6 protein-coding genes and 1 pseudogene are annotated in these 7086 nt (G+C 70.8%); 3 read left to right on the top strand and 4 right to left on the bottom strand.

Annotation, left to right across the window (positions count from 1 at the left end; all coding sequences use genetic code 11):
* Nucleotides 1-919: DMT family transporter (locus CCR87_RS05630; protein ID WP_338048880.1), on the top strand; the 919-nt coding region annotated here is incomplete at its 5' end.
* 10 nt (nucleotides 920-929) lie between these two features.
* Here CCR87_RS05630 and CCR87_RS05625 read toward each other — a convergent pair.
* From CCR87_RS05625 to CCR87_RS05615, 3 genes are all read right to left on the bottom strand, one after another.
* A complete protein-coding gene (locus tag CCR87_RS05625; protein WP_201156585.1) occupies nucleotides 930-1544 on the bottom strand; it encodes a hypothetical protein in 615 nt (204 codons plus the stop codon).
* A 181-nt stretch (nucleotides 1545-1725) separates the two neighbouring features.
* Nucleotides 1726-2310 (bottom strand): YceI family protein, encoded by a 585-nt coding sequence (locus CCR87_RS05620; protein WP_201156584.1) that lies wholly within the window; start codon nucleotides 2308-2310, stop codon nucleotides 1726-1728.
* A 147-nt stretch (nucleotides 2311-2457) separates the two neighbouring features.
* On the bottom strand, nucleotides 2458-2853 hold the full coding sequence (locus tag CCR87_RS05615; protein WP_201156583.1) for a VOC family protein: 396 nt from the start codon (nucleotides 2851-2853) through the stop codon (nucleotides 2458-2460).
* A 218-nt stretch (nucleotides 2854-3071) separates the two neighbouring features.
* Here CCR87_RS05615 and CCR87_RS05610 point away from each other — a divergent pair, with 218 nt between their 5' ends.
* Both CCR87_RS05610 and CCR87_RS05605 read left to right on the top strand, forming a co-directional pair.
* Nucleotides 3072-4055 (top strand): GntR family transcriptional regulator, encoded by a 984-nt coding sequence (locus CCR87_RS05610; RefSeq protein ID WP_201156582.1) that lies wholly within the window; start codon nucleotides 3072-3074, stop codon nucleotides 4053-4055.
* A 2-nt stretch (nucleotides 4056-4057) separates the two neighbouring features.
* On the top strand, nucleotides 4058-5215 hold the full coding sequence (locus CCR87_RS05605) for an ABC transporter substrate-binding protein (protein WP_201156581.1): 1158 nt from the start codon (nucleotides 4058-4060) through the stop codon (nucleotides 5213-5215).
* A gap of 193 nt (nucleotides 5216-5408) precedes the next feature.
* On the opposite strand, the pseudogene CCR87_RS17485 reads toward CCR87_RS05605, so the two are convergent.
* A pseudogene (locus CCR87_RS17485) lies at nucleotides 5409-7046 on the bottom strand (PAS domain S-box protein); the annotation flags it as partial.
* Nucleotides 7047-7086 lie beyond the last annotated feature (40 nt).

The following is a 7086-nucleotide window of genomic DNA, read 5'->3' as shown; positions in this document are numbered from 1 at the left end:
GGGGGCGTTGGGGCCAATGGGCCAGGGCATCGCGCTGCGCATCCTGTCGGGGCTTCTGTTCGCGGCGATGGTGGCGTGCGTGAAAACCGTGGCCGACGCGGTGCCGCTGGGCCAGATCGTGTTCTTCCGCTCGTTCTTTGCGCTGGGGCCGCTGGTGCTGTTCCTGTGGCTGCGCAATGAATTCCCGTCGGGGCTGCGCACGCGGCGGCCGGGGGGGCATGCGCTGCGCGCGGTGATCGGGGCGGCGTCTATGTTCACGGGCTTTGCCGCGCTGTCGCGCCTGGGCGTGGCCGAGGCGACGCTGCTGGGCTACCTCGCGCCGCTGTTCCTGACGGTGCTGGCGGTGGTGATCCTGGGCGAACGGCTGACCCGCAGCCGCGCCGCGGGCCTTGCGCTGGGGTTTGCCGGGGTGCTGGCGCTGACGGCGCCGGACCTGTGGGCGGCGGCCGACGGGCTGGACGCGCGACGCGTGACCGGGATCGGGCTTGCGGTGCTGGCGGCCCTGCTGACGGCGACCGCGATGCTCCAGATCCGCCGCCTGACGGCGACCGAGGGGCCGGGCGCGATCGCCTTCTGGTTCGCGGTGGTGGCCGCGCTCGCGGGGCTGGCGACGGCGCCGCTGGGCTGGGTCACGCCCGAGGCACCGGTGCTGGGGCTGCTGGTGCTGGCGGGGCTGCTGGGGGGCTGCGCGCATCTGGCGATGACGATGTCGTTCAAGCTGGCCGAGGCGTCGGCGCTGGCGCCGTTTGAATACATCACGCTGATCTGGGCGGTGCTGGCCGATCTGTGGCTGTTCGGCACGCCCATCGGCCCGGCGTTCGTGCTGGCGCTGCCGCTTCTGCTGACGGGGGCCGCGGTCACCGGCCGGGGCGAACGCCGCCGCCTGCCGGTGATCCCGCCGCCCGCGGGCGCGCCCTGACGCGCGGCCCTCAGCCGCGCCGCTTGCGGATGCGCATCAGCCCAAGCAGCCCCAGCCCGGCCAGCATCAGCCCCCCCGCCGGCGGCAGCGGAATCGCCGAGGGCATGATCTCGGGCCCGCGGGTGCCGCCCCCGCCGACCTGCGTGATCTCGTAGCGCACACCGCTGCCAGAGGTGAAATCCGCGCTGAAGAAGTCGAACGCCAGATACAGCGGGCCGGTGATCCCGCTCAGGTCGAACGAGAACTCCTGCGGGGCGCCGTCGATGACGCGCGACACCTCGACATGGCCCACAAGCGGCCACCAGTCATGGGCGCTGGTGAACGGGCTGTCCTTGAAGCGCAGGTTGAACCCGCCCCAGCCACCCAGCGGGTTGGTGATGCGGAAATCCAGACGCTCCACCCCGTCGGCGAACCCCTCGAACATCAGGTAATCGGAGTCGGTCCCCATGAGGGTGAACTGCTGCCCGCCCAGCACGGTCTGCACGTCGGCACCGATCACCGTGGGCCGGTCGAACACATCCGAGAAGTCGCTGCCCGGCAGCGTCCGCTCGTCGAGGGTGGCCGCGGCCACGGGGGCGCCCGTCGCCAGCGCAACGGCCGCCACAAGAAGGATCTTGGTCGTCATGGATCACCTGTTTCCTGGTTGATCCCTTGTTACCCCCGCGCGCCAGGGGGGAACACGTCGCGAACGGATAAGCTTTGGCGCAAAAGGATAGGTCCGCCCCATCTCCCCCCAAGCCACGAAAAAGGCCGCCGGATTTCTCCGGCGGCCGTGGCGTGGTGCGGGTCCTGTGCGGACGGGACGCTCAGTCCGCCTGCATCGCCTCGATCGAGATCATCACCGCGACCTCGTCGCTGACGAAGGGCGCAAAGGCGCCCAGCCCGAAGTCCGACCGCAGCAGCGTGGTGGTGGCGTCGAACCCGGCCCAGGGGCGGTTGGCCATCGGATGCTCGGCCATGGCGTTCAGGCTGGCGTCCAGAACGACCTCCTGGGTCACCCCGTTCATCGTCAGATCGCCGGTGATCAGGGCGGTTTCCTCGCCCGTCACCTCGATCGCGGTGGAGGTGAAGGTGACGGTCTCGTTCTCGGCGGCGTTGAAGAAATCATCGCCCATGAAGTGCTCGAACCGCTCCTCCCAGCCGGTCAGCATGGTGGTCACCGGAAACGACACCGTGACCGAGGAATTGGCCGGGTCCGCGCTGTCAAAGGTGATTTCGCCGTCGAAGCCCGAGAACATCCCGTAGGTGGTCGAGAAGCCGAGGTGATCGTAGGAAAACACGATCTGGCTGTGGCTGGCGTCCAGCGCCCAGGTGGTGGTTTCGGCCTGGGCCGCGCCGATGGCACCGGCGGCCGCGAGCGCGAGGGTCGAGGCGAACAGCTTGAACTTCATGTGGTATCTCCCGTGTGTGATGGCAGGGGGTGCCCGGCCTGGCCGGTCCCGCGTCGCCCACAGATCGGCATTGCGGCGGCGCCAGACAATACGCACCGCAACACAGCGCCTGTGCGGCCATCGCCAGACCGCCATCCGGCGCCCCCGTCAGAGGTAGCGGCCCCCGCGCTGCAACACCTCGATCTGATAGCCGTCGGGATCGGCGATGAAGAAGAACCGCGCGATCACCGTGCCGGCCGGGGCGAACTCCACGATCTTGCGCGGCGCCAGGCCCGCGGCCTGCATCCGGGCGTGTTCGGCGTCCAGATCGGCCACCGACACCGCCAGATGGCCATAGCCGTCGCCGGTATCATAGGGCTCGGTGCGGTCCTTGTTGACCGTCAGCTCCAGCTCGAACGGGCTGTCGGGGGCGGACAGGTACACCAGCGTGAAGGCGTCGAAGTCCAGCCGCTCGGCGACCTCCATCGCAAAGGCGGTGCGGTAGAAGGCAAGGCTGCGCGCCTCGTCGAGAACGCGGATCATGGAATGGATGGGCCGGGCCACGCGATGTCTCCGTTGTTGGGATATGCGGGATGTCGGGCCGATGCCCCGGACCGTCAAGGGCGCGGCGCCGCAACCCCCTGCGCCACGCGGGCCGGGGCGCGACATATCTGCCCGTGCCACGGGCACCGCGACACTGGAAACGGGCGAAATTTGCGCGTAGCAAGACCCCGAGGGCCCCCGCACCGCGGTGCGCCAGGGGTCGCTGGAACGGGCTGCGCGTGAAGAACCACACCTATTACCGCATGGTCGAGGAGCTGCTGTCGCGCAGCATCGCACAGGGCACCCTTCCGCCGGGCACGCAGCTGATGGCCAGCCCCCTGGCCGAGCGGCTGTCGGTCAGCCGCTCGCCCGTCACCCGCGCGCTCAAGGCGCTGGCCGACCGGGGCGTCATCCTCGAGGTGCCGGGACAGGGCTACATGGTCGCAGGCCCCGGCGCCGACCGGCCCGTGCGGCGCAACCTGCACGACATCGACCTGACGCTGGGCCCCGATCCCGACGGCCGCCAGGCCCCCGTCGCCCCCAGCTGGGAGCCGATCCTGGACGAGGTCGCGGCGCAGGTCCTCAACGCCATTCCGTTCGGCACCTTCATGGTCTCGGAAACCGTGCTGGGCGCGCATTTCGGCGTCAGCCGCACGGTGGTGCGCGATGTGCTGTCGCGGCTGCACGGCCAACGCATGGTGCGCAAGGACCGCCAGTCGCACTGGATCACCGGCCCGCTGAGCGCGCGCAGGCTGGCCGACGCGCACGAGCTGCGCCGCCAGATCGAGCCGCTGGCGGTGTCCTGCGCCATCGGCCAGGTCCCGCGCGCCGATCTGGCGGCGATGCGCGAACGGCTGCGCGCGGCGCTGGCGGGCCCCGCGCCGCTGACACAGCCGCAGATCGACGCGTTCGAGGCGGATCTGCACGACACCTGCGTGGCCGCGGCTCCCAACCGGCTGCTGGCCGACACCGTGCGCCCGCTGCAACTGGCGCATGTGGTGAACCGGCTGTTCGCGACCTACATCGGGGTGCATGACGCGGGCGCGATGCTGGCCGAACACCGGCTGGTGTTCGACCACATGCTGATCGGCGATGCCGGCGGGGCGGCGGCGGCGCTGCGGTTTCACCTGGATGCGGAACACGACCGGGCGCGCGCGCGCCTCAAGGTGCTGTCGATCTTCGACGCGCCCGAGGTCGCCGCCTACCTCAGCCGGATACACTGACCATGGTGGACCACCCCCCCCTGCGCGTCATCGGCCGCAGCGAATTCCTGCCGCAGACGATCCGCGACCGCGCCCGCGCCGAGCTGCCGTTTCCCATCACCTTCGAGCTGTCCGACAGCATCGAGGGGTTGCAGCGCGTGGTGTCCCGGCCCGCCAGCTTCGACGTGTACCACCAGTGGCACACCGTGGACCTGACATGGACCGCCCGCGCCATCCAGCCCATCGCGCTGGAGCGCATCGACGGCGGCGCCGAGATCCTGGCGGCCGCGCGCGCGCGCATTGGCGACACCGGCGTGATCGACACCGTGTTCGACCGGCTGTTCGTACAGCCCGACGGCCGGCTGGGGTCGGCGCCCGCGCCCTCCATCGCCATGCTGCCGTGCATGCACGGCGTCGACAGCTTCGCCTTTCACGAGGACCTGTTCACCCTGATCGACCGCGACGAGCCGCACAGCTGGGGCTGGCTGTTCGATCCGCGCTGGACCGGGCGCGCGGCGCTGCTGGCCGATCCGGTGCTGGGCATGATCGAGGCCGCCCTTGCCACCGAGGCCTCCGAGCGGGTCAGCTTCGCCGACCTGGGCAATCTGACCATCGACGAGATCGACCAGGTGGTCGACACCCTGATCCGGCTGAAACGGCGCGGCCATTTCCGCCGCAGCTGGCGCAACTACGAGGAGGCCGCCGAGCTGATGCGCCGCGGCGTTCTGGTGCAGAGCATGTTCTATCCCGGCTTCGTGCGGCTGCAACGCGGCGGCATGTCGGTGCACATGGCCGACCCGATCGAGGGGATGCGCGGCTGGCACGCCGATGTGTGCGTGTCGGCGGCGACAGGGGGGCGGATGCTGGATGCGGCCTATGCCTATCTGAACTGGTGGCAGAACGGCTGGCCGATGGCGTGCCTGTCCCGGCAGGGGTATTACGGCACCCTGCCCGAGCGGGTGCGCCCGCACATGAGCGCGGCCGAATGGGCCTACTGGTACGGCGGCGCCCCCGCCTGCGAGGTGCTGCCCGACCCCTTTGGCCGCCCGGCGGTGCCCGCCGGCCACCGCCGCCCCGGCGGCTCACACCGCGAACGCATGTCGCGCGCGCGGGTCTGGAACGCCTTCATGGACGAACACACCTATCTGATGCGCCGCTGGCAGCAGTTCGTCGCGCCGTAGGCGCGCCAGACAACACCCGCCGTAGGCGCGCCAGACAGAACCCGCCACAGGCGCACCAGACAGAACCCGCCACAGGCGCGCCAGGCAACACCCGCCGCAGGCGCCCTTCCGCCGGCTAGTGGCGCAGGCGGTTGATGCTCTCGGCCAGCCGCGCGACCCGTTCACGGGTCAGCGCGATCTTGGCGCCCACCTGCTCGGCCGCCGCGCGTGAGCGATCGGCGAGCCTGCGCACCTCACCGGCGACCACGGCAAAGCCGCGCCCCGCATCGCCCGCCCGCGCCGCCTCGATCGAGGCGTTCAGCGCCAGCAGGTTCGTCTGCATCGCCAGATTGTCGATGGTCTGCAACACCGCCGCCATCTCGCGGCTGGAGACGGTGACATCGCGCACCGCTGCGTTGGTGTCGTTCACCGCCTGGGCGCGGGTGGTGATGTCGGGGCCGTACATCAGCACCTTCTGCACCGTGCCCGCGACATCCGACAGCGTCAGGAACATCGCATCCAGGATGATCGCACCGTCGCGCCCCTCCAGCGTCAGCTCGTGGCGCAGCTCGCCGCCCTCCATCAGCGTGGCAAGATCGGCGCGCGGCACCAGCGCCTCCAGCCGTGGCAACGGCCCGCCCAGCCGCGCCGACAGATAGCTGTTGGCCGAGATCGCCTGCCCCCCCGGCGCCCACTCCGCCAGCGCGGCGGTCTGCGAGATCGCCTCCAGCTGGCGGGTGAACTCCAGCGCGCGCAGCTTGGTGGCGGTGATGTTGGCCTGGATCGAGATGAACTGCACCACCCGCCCGGTCCCGTCGCGCACCGGGTTGATCGCCAGCGAGATCCAGTAGGGCCGCCCCCCGCGGTCGTAGTTCAGGATCTCCTCGTAGAAGGGCTGGCCGCGGCTCAGCGCGGCGCGGATGCGCGCGACGGTGTCGGGATCGGTCTCGGGGCCCTGCAACAGATGGCCGGGGACGCGGCCGCGCACCTCGTCCAGGGTAAAGCCCGTCAGCTTGGTAAAGCCGGGGTTCACATAGATCACGCGGCGCGAGGCGTCGGTGATGATGACGGAATTGTCGGTCTCGTCGGCGACCAGCGACAACAGGCGGATGCGCTCGCGCTGCGCCACGTCGGCGGTGACGTCGCGCAGGAACGCGGTGTAGGTGATCGCCCCGCCGTCGCGCACGACCTTGGACAGCGACAGGCTGCCCCAGCGCTGCGTGCCGTCCTTGCGGTGGATCTCCACCTCGCGCGAGGTGCCGACGATGCGATTGCGCCCGGTGGTGCGGTTGCGGTTGACCATCGCGTCATGTCCCGCGCGCATCTCCGGCGGGACCAGCATGGCCACGTTGCGGCCCAGCACCTCGGCCCGGGAGAACCCCCACAGCCGTTCGGCGGCGGCGTTGAAGAAGGTCACCCGGTTGTGGATGTCGATCTCCACCACCGCGTCGAGGGCCTGTTCCAGCGTCTGTTCGACCTGCGCGCGCAGCGCATGGCCCCGGGTGGTGTCGTGGGCGACCACGATCCGGCGGGGACCCTGCGGGGTGTCGATGCGCGACAGCGCCAGCCGGGCGGGGACGGTGGTGCCGTCGGCGCGCGCCAGCTGGCCCGCCTCGGGGGGGGCATCGCCCCATCCGGGCAGCAGCATGCGGATGTCCTGGCCCAGCACCTCGGCCCGGGAGAAGCCCCACAACCGTTCGGCGGCGGCGTTGAACAGGCACACCCGATCCTGCGGATCGAGGGTGACGACCGCGTCAGCCACCTGTTCCAGCGCCGCCGAGGCGTCGCCCGGCGCGGCCGCGTCGATCACCAGCACAAAGCCATGCGGCACCGCCCCGCCAAGCGCCCGCATCCGCCAGTCGACGGCCGCCGCGCGGCGCATCGGACAGCCG

This window comes from Rhodobaculum claviforme, assembly GCF_016653255.1.
Classification (GTDB): Bacteria; Pseudomonadota; Alphaproteobacteria; order Rhodobacterales; family Rhodobacteraceae; genus Rhodobaculum; species Rhodobaculum claviforme.
The sequence above is the reverse complement of the archived record's forward strand: the minus strand, read 5'-3'. Positions and strand labels throughout refer to the sequence as shown.